The following is an 18239-nucleotide window of genomic DNA, read 5'->3' as shown; positions in this document are numbered from 1 at the left end:
TGCCGTTAACCCGAATGGTCCGTTTTCGCGTAGGCTCGCCATCGTCTCGCGAGCGGCCATCCGCGCGCAGCGGACGCAAGCACCACTCACCACCGAACAACGGGGAGCATCAGCGTGATTCACCGCGGACTCATAGGCTTGCTAGTCGTGCTCGTGACACTGGGTGCCACCAGCACCCGCGCATTGGCTGCGGGCGGCCCCGACTGCACACGTCCATTCACACTCGCGCTGCACGACCATGGCCTGCTGTATTCGCAGGACACCAACGCGGGCATCGACAAGGATTTCGCCGACGAACTGAGCCGCCGCAGCGGCTGCGATATCCGCGTGAGCCTGATGTCGCGGGCGCGCATCTGGAAGCTGATCGAGTCCGGCGCGCTCGATTTCAGCCTGTCCGGCATCACCAACGACGAGCGCGACGGCTACGCGCAATTCGCGTGGTACTTCAGCGACAAGTTCTATCTGCTCGTGCGCAAGGACGCCGGCATCCGGCAGCTGTCCGATTTCGAACACAACGACCAGTTTCAACTCGGCGTCATAAGAAGCTTCCGGTATAGTCAGTCCGCTAACGAACTGGTCGATACGCTCGCCGCAGCCAATCGCGTCAGTCAGGCGGGCGGGCTGGAGCCGCTCTACCAGGCGCTGATGCGCGGCACCATTCAGGGGATGATCATCGAGCCGTTCGACTATCCGGCGCTGGATGAGAAGCGCGTCCGCGACATCACCACCATCATCGAATTCAACGACGCCGCCGTGCCGCACGGTCTCATCATGTCGAAGCGGGCGCTGTCGCCGCAGGAGCGGGAGAAATGGCGCGCCCTTGTCGAGGAGATGCGCGCGGACGGCACGGTGCGCCGCATTTTCAGGAAATACTTCAAACCTGAACTCGCGGACTCGATGGTCGACTTCACCCTACCGCGATGAACCGCGCGCGCCTCGTCCTGTTGCCGCTGCTGATTCTCCTGACCGGGTTGAGCATCACCTGGTCAGTGTGGGATCACGAGCGTCAGGCCGCGCGGCGCGAGTTGCTTTCCGAATTCAATTTCGCATTGGGCGATGCCGTCAGTCGCATCGAGCAGCGGATGGCGACCTACGAGCAGATGCTGCGCGGCGTGCAGGGCATGTTCGCGGCGCGCGGCTCGCTCGATCTCGACGCGTTTCACGGCTATCTCGGCGCGATCAACGCGGACGCAAACTTCGCGGGCGTGCAGGCGATCGGCGTCGTGCAATGGGTGCCCGCAGAACACCGGGACGCGCACATGGCCGACATGCGTATCCGCACGGGCCGTCACTACGCGATCAATCCACCTGGCGAGCGCAACGGCTACGCGCCCTTGATCGCGCGCGAGCCGATCTCAGGCGCGGGCAATGCGTTGCTTGGCTTCGACTCGTGGGCCAACGCCGCGCGGCGGCTGGCGATGGAGAAGTCGCGCGATTCCGGCCTTGCCGTCGTGTCGGGCAAGGTGCAACTGGCGTCGGACGCGGGCGCGCCGCCCGTCGCCGGCTTCGTGATGTATCTGCCCATCTACGCGCGCGGCGAGCCGCAGGACAACGTCGAGGACCGCCGCGCGCATCTGCTCGGCTGGGTGTATGCGGCGTTCCGCATGCGCGACGTGCTGGCGAGCCTCTACGGCGAGCAGCCGCCCGGCCTCTACCTGTCGATCTACGACGGCACGCAGCCGTCGGCCGAAGCTCTGCTGTACGGCTCGTCGGAACCGAAGAACCTCGAGGTGATCTCCGCGAACGAATACCTCGTGGTGGGCGGCCACGACTGGACGCTGTCGATGACGGCGCAGCCCGACTTCAAGGCGCGCTTCGGCCGCAACGCGAAGCTGCTGATCGCCTGCACGGGCGCGGGTTTGAGCTTGCTGCTCGCGTTGCTCGCATGGAGCCTCGCGAGCGGGCGCAGCCGCGCGATGCGGCTCGCCTCGAAGATGACGGCCGAAGTTCGCGAAAGCGAGGCCGAACTGCGCATCGCCGCGGTCGCGTTCGATTCGCTCGAAGGCATGATGGTCACGGACGCCGACGGCACGATCCTGCGCGTCAATTCCGCGTTCACCGAATGCACCGGCTACACGGCCGAAGACGTGATCGGCAGGAACCCGCGCATCCTCAGCTCGGGCCGTCACGATGCCGCGTTTTTCCGCGACATGTGGGACACGATCCGGCGCGTGGGTGGATGGCAGGGCGAGATCTGGGACCGCCGCAAGAACGGCGAGATCTACCCGAAGTGGCTGACCATCACGGCCGTAAAGGCGGACGACGGGCGCGTCACGCACTATGTCGGCACGCACTATGACATCACCGAGCGCAAGCTCGCGGAAGAGCAGATCAAGGAACTGGCGTTTTTCGACGCGCTCACGCATCTGCCGAACCGCACGCTGCTGCGCGACCGGCTCAGGCAGGTGATCGCGCTGAGCGCGCAGAACCATACGCACGGCGCGCTGCTGTTCGTCGATCTCGACAACTTCAAGACGCTCAACGACACGCTCGGTCACGACAAGGGCGATCTGCTGCTGAGCCAGGTCGCGCGACGCCTGCTGGCGAGCGTTCGCGAGGGCAACACGGTCGCGCGCATGGGCGGCGACGAGTTCGTGATCGTGCTGGGCGACCTGAGTCGGACCCGCGAAGAAGCGGCAAGCGAGACCGAGAGCGCCGCCGAAAAGGTGCTGGCCGCGCTGTCGAGCCCTTACTACCTCGAAGGCACGGACTTCCGCACGACCGCGAGTATCGGCGCGACGCTGTTCACGGGCCACGAAACGTCGATCGACGAGTTGCTGAAGCAGTCGGATCTGGCGATGTACAAGTCGAAGGAAAGCGGGCGCAACGCGATCTGCTTCTTCGATCCGGCGATGCAGACCGTGGTGATGGAGCGCGCGGCGCTGGAGGCGGCGCTGCGCCGCGCGATCGACGAAGACCAGTTGCTCGTCCACTACCAGGCGCAGGTGTTCAATGGCGCTCGCGTGACGGGCGCCGAGGCGCTGGTGCGCTGGCAGCATCCCGAGCATGGCCTCGTGCCGCCTGCCGAATTCATTCCGCTCGCCGAAGAGACGGGACTGATTCTGGCGGTCGGCGACAAGGTGCTCGATACGGCCTGCCGGCAGCTCGCGCAGTGGGCCAAGCGCGCGGACCGGGCGCATCTGTCGATTGCCGTCAACGTGAGCGCGCAGCAGCTACGGGAGGAAAACTTCGTCGCCACCGTGCTCGACGCGCTCGCGCGCACGGGCGCCGAACCGAGCCGTCTGAAGCTCGAGTTGACGGAGAGCGTGCTGGTCGACAACGTCGAGGACATCATCGGCAAGATGATGTTGCTGCGTACGAAAGGCGTGGTGTTCTCGCTCGATGATTTCGGCGTCGGGTATTCGTCGCTGTCGTATCTGAAGCGCTTGCCGCTGGGGCAACTGAAGATCGACAGGTCGTTCGTGCGCGACGTGCTCGACGATCCGAACGATGCCGTGATCGCGCGCGCGATCGTCACGCTCGCACAGAGTCTCGGCCTGGGTGTGATCGCGGAAGGCGTGGAGACGGAAGCGCAGCGGCAGTTTCTGGCCGATGCGGGGTGTCAGGCGTATCAGGGCTATCTGTTCTGCCGTCCGTTGCCGATCGAAGACTTCGAGGTGTTCGCGGATACGTTCGATTCGAAGGAGTGGGCGCTGGAGACGCCTTGAGTACGCGCGGCTGCGCCTCTGTCTCTTTCGTGCGATGAAGTCGCGACGGCCAGCGGGTGCGACGCACGCCGCCGGCCGGTTGAATCATGCAGGCTTACTTCGCTGCCGCCGTGGTCGGCGTGCCGATGTAATGCAGCCCTTGCAGATGCTCGTTGGCTTCTTCCGTCGATTCGAGCGACGGAATGATGCGCCCAACCAGCAGGCCCAGACCGATGCTCGTCTTCACATACTTGGTCTCGCCGGCGTCCAGATGAAACGTCAGGGTCTTCTCGGTTTCCGTGGTGGTCGAGACGACATAGTCGCCCGCCGGCTCATCGACGTAGAAGAAGCCGCCCGGCTTCGACTTGCCGACCACCTGCCTGTTCAGGTTGATGTCCGGCTGCACAGCCGCGCCGAACATCGAGTTCGAGCGGTAGAAGTAAATCCGGCCCTGCGATTCCTTGATAGTCGGAATCGACGACGCGACGTCCTTGAATTCCGGTCCGCTGGCGCAGCCCGTTGCCAGCAGTGCGGCCGCGGATGCGGCGATCAGAACGCGGGAAAGCTTAATCATGAATGGCCTCGGTGGTTATCGATGTTGTGGGATCGAGCGGCGAGAAGTGCGATTCGCCGGGTAGATAGAAGCCCACCAGACGGTCGCCCTTCACCACAAGCCAGGCTTCATGCATCTGCCGGCCTTCGACGGTGAAAACGTCGTTGACTGGCTTGTACGCGAAGCCTTGGGGAAGCTCGCCCGCGAGACGCCAGAGCGAGCCGCTCGATATACGCCGTGAATACCCCGTCGAGAGTCGGACGCGTACCGTGTCGACCACCCGGATGCGTTGCTGCTGCGTGGCTGCCACCGGCGTCAGGTGTGCGCCCTGAACGGGCAGTGACGGCGCACATGCGCACAACGCAACACAGACGCCAAGCGACGCCAGTAATGTCTTCGTCTTCAAAGCGAGGTCTCTCAGTTTGTTCGGCAACTGCATGTATCGGCTTTTGGACGGGAAACTTGAACCAACGGCCGATTTCGTCGATCGGGCAGAATGTGAGGTATCCGAAACGGCGAGGCCGCAACGATACCTGCTTGCGATGGCCTTCGAAAAGCTTACGTGACGAAGTTTTACGAATACCATTCGACGTACGTCACCTGGCAGAGCGGTCAGGCTGCCTCGTCCCGTCGGAGTTGATAAACTTGCGGATTCAATCGCGCGCTTCACGTGTTGTGCCGTTGTAAGTGGGGCGCTCCGTTATCCTCGAGGAAAAGCACATGATCGATTTGCGCAGCGATACCGTGACCCGTCCGACCAAGAACATGCTCGCGGCGATGACAGCCGCCGAAGTCGGCGACGACGTCTGGGGCGACGATCCGACGGTCCTGCGGCTGCAAGCCACCGTCGCCGAGCGCGCGGGCAAGGAGGCCGGGCTGTTTTTCCCGAGCGGCACACAGAGCAATCTCGCCGCGCTGATGGCGCATTGCGCGCGGGGCGACGAATATATCGTTGGCCAGGCGGCGCACACGTACAAATACGAGGGCGGCGGCGCGGCCGTGCTGGGCAGTATTCAGCCGCAGCCGATCGAGAACGCGCTCGACGGCTCGCTTCCCCTCGACAAGATCGCCGCCGCGATCAAACCCATCGACAATCACTTCGCGCGCACGCGCCTGCTTGCGCTGGAAAATACCATCGGCGGCAAGGTGCTGCTGGCGGGTTACGTCGCCGAGGCCACGCAACTCGCGCGCGATCGCGGGTTGTCGACTCACCTCGACGGCGCGCGCGTCTGCAATGCGGCCGTCGCGTCGAAGCAGCCCGTCGAAGCGCTGTGCGCACCTTTCGATACGGTTTCGATCTGCTTTTCGAAAGGGCTTGGCGCGCCAGTGGGCTCGGTGCTGGTGGGCAGCAAGGCGCTGGTCGACGTTGCGCACCGCTGGCGCAAGGTGCTGGGCGGCGGCATGCGGCAGGCGGGCGTGCTGGCGGCTGCGTGTCTATATGCGCTGGATCACAACGTCGAACGGCTCGCTGAAGATCACGACAACGCCGCGCATCTGGCGGCGGCGCTTGCGCAGATCGATCAGGTGAAGGTGCAGTCGCAGGCCACCAACATGGTATTCGTGCAGTTCCCGCAAGAGCATTGCGCGCCGCTCGAAGCGTGGCTCAAGGAGCGCGGCATCCTTACGCAAATGTTGTATGCGTCGCGGTTTGTCACGCATATGGATGTGTCGCGCGCGGATATCGATACGTTCGTGACGGCGGTGAAGGAGTATTTTGCGCGGTAAGTGAGCGGCATCGCTTCACGCGAGGTTCGTGTGAAGCGCAGTGGCGGCGAGCGCAATACTCGCCCCCGCTTTGCTTACTGTTCTTTCGCCGTAACCGTCGTAACCGTGACGCTTGCCTGCCCCCGATGCGACGGCGCGAACAGCCGCAACCCACTCGCAATACTCGCGGCCCCCGCGAACACGGCGCCCGTCGCCAGCGAAAGCGTCGGGCCATGACGCCCGGCAATACTGAAGCTCAACGCAACAAGCGCAGCGCCCGTTGTCTGCCCAATCAGCCGGGACGTCGCGATGATCCCGCTTGCGCCGCCACTGCGATTGGGCGGCGCGCTCGCCATCAGCGCCTTCAGATTCGGCGACTGGAAAAATCCGAAGCCCGCGCCGCAGATCGCCATGCGGATCGAGATGTCGATCACGCTCGGATGCGGCGGCAGCATCGCGAGCGCGGCCATGCCTGCGCACAGAATCGCAAGGCCGATTGCGCCGAGCAGTCCCGGCGGATAGCGGTCCGACAACCGTCCCGCGAACGGCGCCGCGAGCGCGACGATCACGGGCCAGGGCGTCATCAGAAAGCCGGTTTCGACCTGGCTGCGATGCAGGACATCCTCGAAATAGAAGGGCAGCGACACGAATGCGAGCCCTTGCGCGGCGAACGAGCACACGGCCGTCACCGCCGACAAGGCGAACACGGGCAGCTTGAACAGATCGACGGGCAGCATCGGCGCGGGGTGGCCGGCCTCGCGGCGCATCAGCAGCGCGCCGAATACGATCGCGACAGCCGCCGCGCCGAGCACAACAGCCGTTGACGCGCGCTGCGCCGCTTCGCCGAGCGCGAACACCAGCGCGGCGAACGTGATCACGTTAAGCAACGCCGCAACCCGGTCGAAGTGATGCGTGCCGCGCGGCGTGCGCGGCAGTCCCGGCAACGCGAACGACAGCGCCAGCACGCCGAGCGGCACATTCACGGCGAACAGCCAAGGCCAGTTGGCCACCGACAGGATCAGCGACGCCACCGTCGGCCCCACGGCAAACGACACGCCCACCACCAGCGCATTCAACCCAACCCCCGCCCCCAGCCGATGCGGCGGATACAGATGCTTGATGAGCGCCGTATTCACGCTCATGATGGCCGCCGCGCCGAGGCCCTGCACGACGCGCGCGCCCGCCAGCCACGGCAGCGTCGGCGATAGCGCGCAGGCCAGCGAGGCCGCCGTGAACACGATGATCCCGCTGATATAAATGCGCCGGTGCCCGACGATATCGCCGAGTGCGGCGAGCGGCAGCAGCGTCGCGACCATCGCCAGCTGATAGGCGTTGATGATCCATACCGACGCCGCCGGTCGCGCGTGCAGATCCGCAGCCATGGCGGGCAGCGCTGTGTTGGCGATAGCGGTATCGAGCGAGGCGAGGGCGACCGACAGCATGATCGCCGCCATCGCGAAACGGTGACCGGCGGACATCGGCGCGTCGGCGACGCGTGCCGGATTGGGTGTGTTCTCGGACAAGGACAGGCTCTGCAGAGGACTGAGCGGGGCGCATATCGGCATCGACCGCATCATGGGGCGACGGGCGTGCTCGAAGCGAATGAAGCGATTGTTACAGAGCGGCGCGGATCGTGCTGGGAGCCGCGCAAAAACGGGCCTTCTGAAAGCTGTCTGGAAGCTCGGCCTCACACGCCATCGTCGCAACTAACTGTCAGCTCCCGACCGCGCCGGCGGGGCGAAATGCGCCAACGGCAACACGACGTCAGTTACACGAAGCCAACAGAATCGACAGCTTGCGGATATGCGCCTTGAAGGCGTCGGTCATCTCGCGATCGTGACCGGCGCTCAGATGGGGCGCTTCGGCCAGTTCGACCTGATCCTGGAACTCGTCGGACACTTTGCGCCGTTCGCCCGGCGGAAGCGCGCGGATCAGGGACACAATGAGCAGTTCCTGCGCATGGATGATACCGAGCACGGATTGTGCGTTCATTTCGACCTCCGTCGGAGTACGACGACGCTAGCGGCTTTTACAGCAGGACCCGGCGGGACGCGGCACGGCGATACTGTCTCCGATCCGCCTTGTTACTCATCCATACTAGTGCAAGGAACAGAGCCGTCTGCACCGGCATCGTGCCAGATGCAAAGACTTCAGCGTGAAGCCAGGCAAAATCCAACGCAGCAGTCATGGAACTGCGCAACGGTAGGCGTTGTCTGCTTGGATTAGCGGGCTTTTGATAACGCAATGGCCGCAGACACGGGATTACGCAAATTGTCCTACTCTGCTTATTTATCCACCAGACCGGCTCGCGCCGCCCGCATCCAATACGCAAGCAATCAAGCGCGTGCCGCGTCGTTTTACCGGAGGCTTCGATGACAGCGGTGGATCTGGAATTCGACCAGCTCAACAGTACCGTCGATGCGCTACGGCGCTCGATTTCCAACCGCATGATGTACGGCGTCGGCAAGGACGCCGTGACAGCGCGCCCGCAAGACTGGCTGCACGCCGCGGCGCTTGCCGTGCGCGACCGGCTCGTCGCGCGCTGGATGAAGACCACGCGTCTGCAGTACGAGCAGGATGTGAAGCGCGTGTATTACCTGTCGATGGAATTCCTGATCGGGCGCACGTTCACCAACGCGCTGCTCGCGCTTGGCATCTACGATCAGATGAAGGAAGCGCTCTCGGGCCTCGGCGTCGATATGGAAGCGCTAACCGATCTCGAGCCCGATGCCGCGCTCGGCAACGGCGGCCTCGGGCGCCTTGCGGCATGCTTTCTGGATTCGATGGCGACGCTCGGCATTCCGGGCTTTGGCTACGGCATCCGCTATGAATACGGCATGTTCAAGCAGCAGATCGTCGACGGCGAGCAGCTCGAAACGCCCGATTACTGGCTGCGCGCGGGCAACCCGTGGGAGTTTCCGCGTCCCGAGGTGCAATACATCGTGCATTTCGGTGGACGCACGGTGCAGCGCGACGGTCACGTCGAATGGATCGAAACGCAGCACGTGAACGCGATGGCGTATGACACCGTGATCCCAGGCTTCGCGACGAGTGCGACGAACACGCTGCGCCTGTGGTCCGCGCGCGCGACGGAAGAACTCGATCTGTCCGCGTTCAATCAGGGTGACTATCGTCGTGCCGTCGATGCGAAGAACATGTCGGAGAACGTCTCCCGCCTGCTGTATCCCGACGATTCGACGCCCGCCGGCCGCGAGTTGCGCTTGCGGCAGGAGTACTTCTTCGTGTCGGCGACGATGCAGGACCTGATTCGCCGCTATCAGCGCACGCACAGCACGTTCGGCCGCTTTTCCGAAAAGGTCGCGGTGCATCTGAACGACACGCACCCGGTGCTCGCGATTCCCGAGCTGATGCGTCTGCTGGTCGACGTGCATCATGTGCCGTGGGCGAAAGCGTGGAAAGACATCCAGCAGATGTTCTCGTACACGAACCACACGCTGATGCCCGAAGCGCTCGAAACGTGGGACGTCGAAACGCTCGCGCGCCTGTTGCCGCGCCACCTCGAAATCATCTTCGAGATCAACGCGGAGTTTCTGAAGCACGTCAGCGAGCATTCGGGGCATGACGTCGACATGATCCGGCGCATCTCGCTCGTCGATGAATACGGGCAGCGGCGCGTGCGCATGGCGCATCTGGCGATCGTCGCGAGCCAGAAGGTCAACGGCGTGTCGAAGCTGCACTCGCAACTGATGACGCGCGACATCTTCTCTGACTTCGCGAAAATCTGGCCCGAGCGCTTCACGAATGTCACGAACGGCGTGACGCCGCGCCGCTGGCTCGCGCAGTCGAGCCCGTCGATGTCGCACCTGATCGACGAGCAGATCGGCACGCACTGGCGGCGCGATCTGTTCGAGCTCGGCAAGCTGCGCGATCTGCGCGACGACCCGTCGTTCATCCACGCCTTTCATGAAGCGAAGCGGCAGAACAAGCTGCGTCTGATCCAGCGCCTGCAGCATCACACGAAGATGACGTTCGATCCCGATGCGCTGTTCGATCTACAGGTCAAGCGCATCCACGAATACAAGCGGCAATTGCTGAACGTGCTGCATGTGATCGTGCGCTACAACCAGATTCGCGCGAACCCGGAGCGCGACTGGGTGCCGCGCGTCGTGATGTTCGCGGGCAAGGCGGCATCCGCGTACCGGATGGCGAAGACGATCATCAAGCTGATCGGCGACGTCAGCAAGGCGGTGAATGAAGATCCCATCATTGGCGACAAACTGAAGGTCGTGTTCGTGCCGAACTACGGCGTGAGCGTGGCCGAGCTGATCATTCCCGCCGCGGATCTGTCGGAGCAGATTTCGATGGCGGGCACGGAAGCGTCGGGCACGGGCAACATGAAGCTCGCGCTGAACGGCGCGCTGACGATCGGCACGATGGACGGCGCGAACATCGAGATTTGCGATGCCGTGGGGCGAGAGAACATTTTCATCTTCGGGCACACGGCGGATCAGGTCGACGAGTTGCGCGCGACGGGGTATCGTCCGCGCGAAATCTACGAGCACAACGCCGAACTGAAGGTCGCGCTCGACCAGATTCGCACAGGCTTCTTTTCACCCGACGATCCGCTGCGCTTCTCGGATATCTTCCATACGCTGGTTGATTGGGGCGATCACTACATGGTGCTCGCCGATTTTGCCGCGTTCGCGAAGGCGCAGGACGAAGTCGACAAGCGTTATCTCGACCGGCGCGGCTGGACCAGGAGTGCGATCGAGAACGTCGCGGGCATGGGGCAGTTCTCGTCGGACCGCACGATCGCCGAGTATGCGCGCGATATCTGGAAGGTGAAGCCGCTCGAACTCGAGTGACGCGATGTGATGTGACGTGATGTGCATGACAAAAAGCCGCCGCGCGATTGAACATCGCGCGGCGGCTTTCTGTATTGTGCCGGTTGCTTGACGGACGTTGCGTCAGCTGCCCATGCGCTCGTTGTTGCGCGGCGCGCGCAGTCCGAGCTGGCCATGCGCAAAGTCGAAGTACAAGTCGATGTTCTGCAGCGCCATCAACCCGATCACGATGCGATTGCCGCCGGGCGCGGCTTTCGCGATGGTCGTTTGCGCGTCGTTGAAGCGGTGCGCCCAGTCGCCCACGCCCAGCACCACGTCGTAGTTGCCTTGCGCGATCGGCTTGTGCTCGTCGACGTCGTCGGCCCAGTCGGGCGCCTTGTCGGTTTCGACGCGGATCATGTCGGTGCCGCCCGTCGAGAACACGACGGGCGCGCAGAAGCGCATCTTGCTGCCGACCTGCACGCAGCCGGTCGGCCATTGCGCGGAGCCGTCCTTGCCCATCGTGAGCGGGACGAGCGTGAAGTCTTTCGTCAGCGCGTTCGACGGACTCAACACGAGCAGCGGACGATCGAGATTGGCGCGCACCAGATAGCGCTGGCCGATGTTCGCGGGCAGCGCGCGCAGCGGCTGCGTGCAGCAGGCATCGCGTGGATCGTCGGCGCCGACGCCCAGAATGCCCGAGAATGCCCAGCCGAACTCGCCCGTGTAGCCGTCCTGCGCGATGCAGCGCTTGTTGGTCTTCAGACAGCTGACTTCGTCGACGGCTTGCACGGCGAGATCGACGGACTTCGTGCCGGCGATGCTGAACGGCACCGTGACGGTGGCGCCGGAGACCTGCGCGTCTGTCGCGAACGTGTACGAGGTCCGCATGCCCGCAGCGGGATAGCTCGAACGCGGCAAGACCTTCGACAGCACGCGCACGCCACGCGTGCCCGTATCGAGCATCAGATAGACGGCCTTGCCGTCCATTTGCACGGGCAGTCCGATCGACGCGCGGCCGCGCTTGTCGCTGCGTTCCGCGGACAGCATCACCAGCAGACCGTCGCGTCCTTCGTTGATGAGGCTCGCCTTCGTCTCGGGCGGGACGGGCGTGGAGATCGGCGTTGAACAGGCCACCAGCGAGGCCGCGAGCGCGAGCACGATCAACGCGCCCGCAAAGCCGGCCAGGCGCCGGAAGAAATGGACAGACATCGCACACACCTTGCAGAAGTGCGTGACCTGCGATGACAGCTGTACCAGCCGTTCAGGCTTCGGCGGGTGCAGTCGATCCGGCTCGGCGGTGTGCGCGGGCCTGGCGCGAGGACACGCGAGATGACAGGAGCGCCGACTCTACGCGCGCGAGCATCGCGACCTGCAAAAATGTGTGAAGGTGAATGGTGTTGCTTCAGTGCCGCTGCGCGGCGTGCTGCGGGAGAGCGATCGAGCGCACGCGGCCAATCGTCGCGCGGTGCAGCACGCCCGCGAGTGCGCCGATCACATCGCCGACGCTGCGCGCCATCACATCGACGCGAAACGTGATGGCGTCGTTGCGTTTGTCGACAGTCATCACGAACAGGCGCGAGCCTTCGCCGAGTGCCGCGAGCAGCGCGCGGCGGCCCGCTGCCGACGAGGTGCCGGGTACGGTTACGTCGATCGTCACGAGCGACAGGGCGGCTTGTGTGGAGCGTTCGATGGCGGGCGCGCGGCGCGGCAGCGTGTGCGATGAAGCGATAGCAGTATGCATCGTCGATGCGCCGACGCGAAGTGGGCGGCGCGGCTGTGGAGACGCATTCACTGTAGCGGGCAGCGTCTCAACCCGATGCAAAAAAGGGCTACGTGGGCCGTCAATTTTGTGTAAAGACGGCACGGTGGCGCGCGCGTGCTATTGGCTCTTCGGCGCGGTGGCGGCAGTGGCAGTGGCCGACGCGAGCGCGTCGCGGACCGTTTGCGCGACGCGTTCGACGAACGACAGATCGATGCTCGACAGTGCCTCGCGTTCGCTGCCCGCTGTCTGGACCATCAGGCGATGCGTGACGTCCTGCGTGATCCACGTGAGCCAGCCGACGACGATCAGCATCACGCCGGCCACGACACCCGCCGGCGACGCAAACACCCCGCCGACTACCGCGGCCACGGCGCCGATCAGCGAAATCGCCCAGGGCACGAGTTTGTTCTTCTGCACGGTGACGACGCGCACGTCCTTGATCTCGCGCAACGGAAAGACCTGGCCGGCCGCCGACAGCGCATTGCGCGTGACCGACACGCCGCGTTCGTTGAAAGGGGTATCCATCTATACGGGTTCAAGCTGGGAGAAAGGGCGCAGGGTAACAGAAAATTCCATCGCCCTACCAATTACCGATCAGCCCAAAAACTCCAGCGCTCCCGTGCTCAGGTTGTACATCGCGCCGACGATCTTGATCGTGCCTTGGCTTTCCATTTCGGCCAGCACGGGACTATCGCGACGGATGTTGCCGATCGTCAGTTCGACGTTCTTGCGCGCCACGGCATTCACGAACGCGTAGTTCGTTGCGGAGCGCTCGCCTGTGTACTCAGTGGCCTGCACGGCGGGTTTGATCTTGCCGAGCAGCGCGGTGAGATTGCCCAGCTCGGCGTTCGCGATGGCGCCTTTGATCGCGCCGCAGGCCGTGTGGCCCATCACGACGACGACCTTCGCGCCCGACAGCTTGCACGCAAACTCGATGCTCCCGAGGATGTCGGTGTTCTCGACATTGCCAGCAACGCGGCAGTTGAAGATGTCGCCGATACCGAGGTCCATGATGACTTCGGCGGGTGCGCGCGAATCGATGCAACTCAGCAGCACGGCTGCCGGATATTGCCCCGCTGCGCTCGCGCGTTGCTCGCGCAGATAGTTACGCGGCTTTCGCTCGCCCTTCTGGAAGCGCGCGTTGCCCTGTTTCATGTCGTCGATGATTTCTTGCGGCGACATCCGGTCGCGCTGCGCCTTGGTTAGCGCATCGGCACGTGCCACGCCGGACAGGAACGTGATCTGGGCTAAGCCTGCAGCGGCCACAGTGCCCGTCAACCGGAGAAATTGCCGGCGCCCCGAGCCTTTGTACTGTCGTGGATATTCATACGTATTGCACATGAACGGGCTCACTGGTTTTCGCAACGTCGTTATGACTCAAGGCACTGTGTTCGATGCGTCACGCATGAGTCGAATATAGGCGATGCCGGATTGCGTTCAAGAGAAATGAAACCGCGTAGTGTTTTTGTCGCTACGTCTTGCGAACGCAAGTGACTGTACAATATGGGTAATTTTAGATAAAACGTCTATCATGAGAAAAAACGTGTTGGAGCGGGAGCAGGAGTCGCTTCTCGATCAGGTGAAGCAGATCGCCGATGGTCTGGGGCAGACGTTCGCCCCATTTTGCGAAGTCGTGGTCCACGATCTGCGCGACCCGGGGCATGCGATTCTCGCGATTCACAACAACCTGTCCGGGCGCGCGGTCGGTGACCCGGCGACGGAACTCGGACTCGCGCGGATCGCGGACGAGGACTATCCGCAGTTGCTGACCAACTATCCGAACCAGTTCGGCGACGGCCGCCGGGCGAAGAGCACGTCGGTCGGGATCAAGGATTCGTCGGGACGCTATATCGCCGCGTTGTGTCTGAACGTCGACCTCAATCTGTTTCGCGGCATTCAGAACGTGCTGGAGCAGTTCTGCACGGCTTCTGGCGTCGGCGCAAAAGAATCGCTCGATCCGGCCAATGCCGAGGCGATCCGCGAGCGCATCGACCAGTACGCGATGTCGCTTTCCACCACGCCGCAGGCGCTGAAGACGGAGCATCGGCGTGCGTTGATGCAGGAGTTGAAGCAGGCGGGCTTTCTGGAGGTGCGCAGGTCGATGGAAATCATCGCTGCGCACCTGGGCGTATCGCGTGCGACGGTGTACAACGATACGAAGTGACGTGACCTTGTGGCTTCCGTCCACTTACCAGCCATAGAATCTCGGCCACGTGGACACACCGCCGTCGCGTGACAGCGCGTGATACTCCGGGTGTTGAGCGCCCGTCGCACATGCGTGGTTGGGCAGAATGCGCAACCGTGTGCCGACCGGGAAACGCTCCGCGATCGACGTGTCCGGCTCTCCGACTTGCGAGACGATGCCGTGCTCCTGATTCGCGGCGCTCATCACAAAGCCTTCGACAGGCACGCCGTCTTCGGTGCATACCAGCCCGTAACCGAAGTCCTGCTTCTGGCGCTGCGTGCCGCGGTCGCGGCTCATCGCCATCCAGCCCGCGTCGACGATTGCCCAGCCCTTGCTTTCCTGATGACCGATCACTGTGGTCAGCACGCTGAGCGCGATCTCGTCGATGCCGCACACGCCCACGTTGTGCATCACGAGATCGAAGAACACATAGACGCCCGCGCGAACCTCCGTCACGCCTTCGAGATGCCGCGCGGCGAGCGCCGTTGGCGTCGAGCCGATGCTGACCGTGTCGCAAGGCAGCCCGGCTGCGCGTAGCCGTTGGGCCGCATGCACGCAGCCGGCGCGCTCCTGTTCCGCGATTCGCTCCAGCTCTGCTGACGTGCTGTAGTCGTAGCTCGAGCCTGCATGCGCGAGTACGCCGCCCAGCTTCATTTTTCCTTCATGCAGAATGCGCCCGACGTCGAGCAGCAGGTCGTCATCCGGCGCGATGCCCGAGCGATGTCCGTCGACGTCGACTTCGATCCACACCTCGAACGTCGCGGCATGAGCGTTCCCGAACGCCACGATGGCTTGCGCCGAATGGACGCTGTCCGTGATGATCTTCAGGCGGCAGCCACGACGGAGCAGTTGCAGCGCCTGTTCGAGTTTGCTGGGCGCCATTGCCACTGCATAGACGATATCGTCGATGCCTGCTGCGAAGAACTGCTCAGCTTCCTTCAGCGTAGAAACGGTTATGCCTTGCGCACCGGCGGCAAGCTGCGCGCGCACGACATGCTCGCATTTGGTCGTCTTCACATGCGGCCGGAACGTTACGCCGTGTGCGCTCATCCGCGTTTGCATGCGCTGGATGTTGCGCGTCATGACATCGACGTCGACGATGGCGGCGGGCGTATTGAGCGAGGCGAGATTCACAGTGCTTTCCTTATGGCGAAGTGTGCGCGGATTCACTGTAGGGCCTTTGGACTATAGTGTGGTTAATGATCCATCAACTTCTCATTTAATCCAGTTTAATGGTCGATCTCGACGACATGCGCATGTTCAGGGCGCTCGGCACGACGCATTCACTCGCGGGTGCCGCGCGGCTGCTCGACGTCACGCCACCCGCGCTCACCGTGCGGCTGCAAAAGCTCGAAGAGCGCCTTGGCGTGCATCTCGCGGTGCGCGAGGCGCGTGGCATCTCACTCACTGACGAAGGCACGCGGTTGATGCTCGAAGCAATCGATCTGCTCGAACGCCTCGAAACACTGCCTGAGCGGATCGCAGCGGAACATCAGTCCGTATCGGGGAGCTTGCGCATCGTCGCGCCGCTGGGTTTCGGGCGCGTTCACGTGGCGCCCGTTCTCCGGGACTTTCACCTGATGTATCCGAACGTGAAGGCCAGCCTGACTCTCTCCGATACCCCGCTCGCCGACAGCGCGGGTGCGGATATCGTGATCCATATCGGCGAAATGAAGGATTCGTCGTGGGTTGCGCACGTTCTCGCGCCGAACGAGCGCTACCTCTGCGCGAGCCCGCGACTGGCGGCAAGTCTCGACGCGCTGGAGCATCCTCACGAACTCGCGCACCTGCCTTGTCTTTGCCTACGCGAGAACGACGAGGACGTATCGCGATGGCGTTTCGAAAGGGCGTCGGGCAGAAATGCGAAACCGGGCAAGGCGGTGACTGTGCGCGTGACAGGGGCGCTATCGTCGAACGATGGCGGCGTGATCGGCGATTGGGCGATGCGCGGACTTGGCATCATGGTGCGATCCGAATGGGACGCGGGCGCGTTGATCGCAAGCGGAAAGCTCAAGCGTCTGCTGCCGCAGTGGCGGCTGGCGCCAGCGCCGATCGTCGCGCTCGTGCCGACGCGGAAGGGCGTGCCTGCCCGAGTGCGGCTTTTCCTCGATGCAGCGCGCGCCGCGATGGACCCGCCTCCGTGGCGCAAATAGCGCTGCGTGGCTGTCTTGATAGCGAGAATTTACAAAATGTATTGACATAGACAATATGTCTAATCACAATTCAATCAATCCAGCGGGATAATTGCGCGTCGCTGCAGCTTGCGCGTTCCACGCCCGCGTCGCTCAACACTCCATATCCCGGACGATCATGCTCACTTTGCCTACCTATGACGACGTCGTCGCCGCATCGAAGCGGCTCGAAGGCGTTGCGCACCGCACGCCCGTTCTGACTTCGCGGACCGTCAACGAAATGTTCGGCGCCGAGGTGTTCTTCAAATGCGAAAACCTCCAGCGCATGGGCGCGTTCAAGTTTCGCGGCGCATTCAACGCACTGTCGAAGTTCGATGAGCAGCAGCGCCGTCAGGGCGTGGTCGCGTTTTCGTCGGGCAATCACGCTCAGGCTGTCGCGCTGTCCGCGCGTCTGCTCGGCATGCCCGCGACGATTGTGATGCCGCACGACGCGCCGCAGATCAAGGTCGAGGCGACCAAGGGTTACGGCGGCAACGTCGTCCTGTACGACCGCTACAAGGAAGACCGCGAGCAGATTGGCCGCGATCTCGCGCAGAAGCACGGCCTGACGCTGATTCCGCCCTACGATCATCCCGATGTGCTTGCCGGGCAGGGCACGGCGGCGAAAGAACTGTTCGACGAAGTCGGGCCGCTCGATGCGTTCTTCGTGCCGCTCGGCGGCGGCGGATTGCTGTCGGGCTCGGCGCTGTCGACGCGCGCGCTGTCGCCCGATTGCGCGCTCTACGCGGTCGAGCCGGAAGCAGGCAACGATGGGCAGCAATCTTTCCGCTCAGGAAAGATCGTCAACATCGACACGCCGAAGACAATCGCCGATGGCGCGCAAACGCAGCATCTCGGTGAATACACGTTCCCGATCATCCAGCGCGATGTCACCGATGTGCTCACGGCGAGCGACGCGGAACTCGTCGATTGCATGCGTTTTTTTGCGGCCCGGATGAAGATCGTCGTCGAGCCGACGGGTTGTCTGAGCTTCGCCGCCGCGCGCCAGATGAAGGACAAGCTCAAGGGCAAACGGATCGGCGTGTTGATCAGCGGCGGCAATGTCGATGTGCAAAAGTTCGCGGAACTGGTTTCTGCGAGCTGAAGGAAGCCGCCGCTGTGGCGGCGGACTAGCAGTACACGCCAAGATGCGCTGACATCGACGGCCCGCCGGCGTGGGGCGGAAAGACGCACCAGCCGCCGTCGTGATGACGAAAGAAGAAAATCGCCCGCGCACCGCACGTCGATGATGCTTCGACGTGCGCGTATCTCGTTCCGTCCCTGCGCCTATGTCCAAACCGCACGACCCGAATCTGCCCTTGTGGACCAGGTGCGAGCCACTTTTCGACCTGAGAGTGCAGCGATTTGGCGGCGGTGTTCATGATCAACTCCTGTGGCTCGTCCCGGTGTTTCGCATCGCTGCTTGAGCA

At 63.4% G+C, this 18239-nt stretch carries 16 protein-coding genes; 7 read left to right on the top strand and 9 right to left on the bottom strand.

The genetic code is table 11. From position 1 onward, the window contains the following. Nucleotides 1-114: 114 nt before the first annotated feature. Nucleotides 115-924 (top strand): substrate-binding periplasmic protein, encoded by an 810-nt coding sequence (locus BLT65_RS08175; protein WP_091776762.1) that lies wholly within the window; start codon nt 115-117, stop codon nt 922-924. After that, entirely contained in the window at nt 921-3668 is a 2748-nt protein-coding gene (locus tag BLT65_RS08170) for a bifunctional diguanylate cyclase/phosphodiesterase (RefSeq protein ID WP_091776760.1), read from the top strand. The genes BLT65_RS08175 and BLT65_RS08170 overlap by 4 nt, the downstream gene beginning before the upstream one ends. 94 nt (nt 3669-3762) lie before the next feature. Here the strand turns inward: BLT65_RS08170 and BLT65_RS08165 are convergent, their stop codons facing one another. Both BLT65_RS08165 and BLT65_RS08160 read right to left on the bottom strand, forming a co-directional pair. Beyond that, the gene (locus tag BLT65_RS08165; protein WP_091776757.1) at nt 3763-4221 is read right to left on the bottom strand and encodes a DUF2846 domain-containing protein; all 459 of its coding nucleotides are present in this window, start codon (nt 4219-4221) and stop codon (nt 3763-3765) included. Then, nucleotides 4214-4606 (bottom strand): hypothetical protein, encoded by a 393-nt coding sequence (locus BLT65_RS08160; RefSeq protein WP_341865828.1) that lies wholly within the window; start codon nt 4604-4606, stop codon nt 4214-4216. Before BLT65_RS08160 ends, BLT65_RS08165 begins: the two co-directional genes overlap by 8 nt. Before the next feature lie 314 nt (nt 4607-4920). Between BLT65_RS08160 and ltaE the strand changes: the two genes are divergently transcribed. Beyond that, nucleotides 4921-5925, top strand: coding sequence for a low-specificity L-threonine aldolase (ltaE, locus tag BLT65_RS08155; RefSeq protein WP_091776753.1), 1005 nt, complete (start codon nt 4921-4923; stop codon nt 5923-5925). A 74-nt stretch (nt 5926-5999) separates the two neighbouring features. On the opposite strand, the gene BLT65_RS08150 is transcribed toward ltaE, so the two are convergent. Both BLT65_RS08150 and BLT65_RS08145 read right to left on the bottom strand, forming a co-directional pair. Continuing rightward, on the bottom strand, nt 6000-7382 hold the full coding sequence (locus tag BLT65_RS08150; RefSeq protein WP_091776979.1) for an MFS transporter: 1383 nt from the start codon (nt 7380-7382) through the stop codon (nt 6000-6002). 286 nt (nt 7383-7668) lie between these two features. After that, complete coding sequence (locus BLT65_RS08145; RefSeq protein ID WP_042307667.1) at nt 7669-7896, bottom strand: hypothetical protein; 228 nt, start codon at nt 7894-7896, stop codon at nt 7669-7671. A 380-nt stretch (nt 7897-8276) separates the two neighbouring features. On the opposite strand from BLT65_RS08145, the gene BLT65_RS08140 reads away from it, so the two are divergent. Further along, nucleotides 8277-10730: a glycogen/starch/alpha-glucan phosphorylase gene (locus BLT65_RS08140; protein ID WP_091776751.1), complete on the top strand. Its 2454-nt coding sequence runs from the start codon at nt 8277-8279 to the stop codon at nt 10728-10730. 102 nt (nt 10731-10832) lie between these two features. Here BLT65_RS08140 and BLT65_RS08135 read toward each other — a convergent pair whose 3' ends face one another. From BLT65_RS08135 to BLT65_RS08120, 4 genes are all read right to left on the bottom strand, one after another. Next, entirely contained in the window at nt 10833-11900 is a 1068-nt protein-coding gene (locus tag BLT65_RS08135; RefSeq protein ID WP_091776749.1) for a hypothetical protein, read from the bottom strand. Between the two features lie 193 nt (nt 11901-12093). Further along, a complete protein-coding gene (locus tag BLT65_RS08130) occupies nt 12094-12432 on the bottom strand; it encodes a hypothetical protein (RefSeq protein WP_091776747.1) in 339 nt (112 codons plus the stop codon). Between the two features lie 138 nt (nt 12433-12570). Further along, nucleotides 12571-12978, bottom strand: coding sequence for a DUF6232 family protein (locus BLT65_RS08125; RefSeq protein WP_091776745.1), 408 nt, complete (start codon nt 12976-12978; stop codon nt 12571-12573). A 69-nt stretch (nt 12979-13047) separates the two neighbouring features. Further along, on the bottom strand, nt 13048-13794 hold the full coding sequence (locus BLT65_RS08120; protein ID WP_091776743.1) for a carbonic anhydrase family protein: 747 nt from the start codon (nt 13792-13794) through the stop codon (nt 13048-13050). A 190-nt stretch (nt 13795-13984) separates the two neighbouring features. Between BLT65_RS08120 and BLT65_RS08115 the strand changes: the two genes are divergently transcribed. Continuing rightward, nucleotides 13985-14617, top strand: coding sequence for a helix-turn-helix transcriptional regulator (locus BLT65_RS08115; protein WP_042307764.1), 633 nt, complete (start codon nt 13985-13987; stop codon nt 14615-14617). Between the two features lie 24 nt (nt 14618-14641). Here BLT65_RS08115 and BLT65_RS08110 read toward each other — a convergent pair whose 3' ends face one another. Continuing rightward, nucleotides 14642-15772 (bottom strand): DSD1 family PLP-dependent enzyme, encoded by a 1131-nt coding sequence (locus BLT65_RS08110; RefSeq protein WP_091776741.1) that lies wholly within the window; start codon nt 15770-15772, stop codon nt 14642-14644. A 98-nt stretch (nt 15773-15870) separates the two neighbouring features. On the opposite strand from BLT65_RS08110, the gene BLT65_RS08105 reads away from it, so the two are divergent. Beyond that, nucleotides 15871-16791 (top strand): LysR family transcriptional regulator, encoded by a 921-nt coding sequence (locus BLT65_RS08105; protein ID WP_091776738.1) that lies wholly within the window; start codon nt 15871-15873, stop codon nt 16789-16791. A 157-nt stretch (nt 16792-16948) separates the two neighbouring features. Then, the gene (locus BLT65_RS08100) at nt 16949-17914 is read left to right on the top strand and encodes a threo-3-hydroxy-L-aspartate ammonia-lyase (RefSeq protein WP_091776736.1); all 966 of its coding nucleotides are present in this window, start codon (nt 16949-16951) and stop codon (nt 17912-17914) included. The last annotated feature ends 325 nt before the right edge of the window (nt 17915-18239 follow it).

Source organism: Paraburkholderia steynii (assembly GCF_900100565.1).
In the GTDB taxonomy this organism is placed as follows: domain Bacteria; phylum Pseudomonadota; class Gammaproteobacteria; order Burkholderiales; family Burkholderiaceae; genus Paraburkholderia; species Paraburkholderia terrae.
Note: the sequence above shows the minus strand (reverse complement) of the source record. Positions and strands in the feature narration are given on the sequence as shown.